Genomic DNA, 715 nt, shown 5'->3' with positions numbered 1-715 from the left:
ACCTGTTACCAGGCTAACTGTCGGTTCAACGCGGACGCCAACACTGGCCATGCCTTCGGCATTTTCATGGCCAGTGCTGGTGCCCTCCGCCTTCGGCTCCGGCGCCGGTTAACCTCGGCGTTAGGCCGCGCAGAATCAACACCGAGGCACACATGCTTCTACTTCTCTCGGTCGTCATCGTGCTACTCGCCCTGACCTGTTTCTTGACGCGCGGCTTGACATCCAAAGTTAAAGTCTGGGTACGAGCATTCGTGACAGTCCTGCTCCTTGGCCCAACAGCCTATTTGGTGCTCAATGTTCGCGACGAAGCGAGCCCAGGTTCAGTCGAAGTCACAGCCGAAGACATGCAGAAGGCGTTGCCGGCGGTGCCGAAATGAAATTCAAGATTGCCTGCGCCCACCTTCAACTTTCTCGGGAACAGGTCTCCATCCAGTTCAGCCAGTGTCCGTGCCACTACGTATTCGGTCAGGCACAAGTACAGCAACGAGAGTTCGCTCTCTTCTCATCTGGCGCAACCTCGCCAGCGCGGCCTAACCCCTCGCTCAAGCGGAGCGCCAACGGCAGGCCACTTCTGAAATAGGCTCTGGCAGCATTTGCAGGGCATGTTTTGCGGCGCCAAGCGCCCTGCTCCGCTTATTACGCGGGAATGGTTTTGCAGGGCTCGGCTGCTTCCTGGTTCATCAACCAGCTGGCTTCGTTTCAAGCCCGGCGCTCA

1 protein-coding gene is annotated in these 715 nt (G+C 58.2%); it reads left to right on the top strand.

Annotation, left to right across the window (positions count from 1 at the left end; genetic code table 11):
* The first annotated feature begins 152 nt into the window (after positions 1 to 152).
* Entirely contained in the window at positions 153 to 377 is a 225-nt protein-coding gene (locus EYS42_RS16905) for a hypothetical protein (protein WP_130969383.1), read from the top strand.
* Positions 378 to 715: the final 338 nt, after the last annotated feature.

This window comes from Aquabacterium lacunae, assembly GCF_004310865.1.
Lineage (GTDB): Bacteria > Pseudomonadota > Gammaproteobacteria > Burkholderiales > Burkholderiaceae_C > Aquabacterium > Aquabacterium lacunae.
The sequence above is the reverse complement of the archived record's forward strand: the minus strand, read 5'-3'. Positions and strand labels throughout refer to the sequence as shown.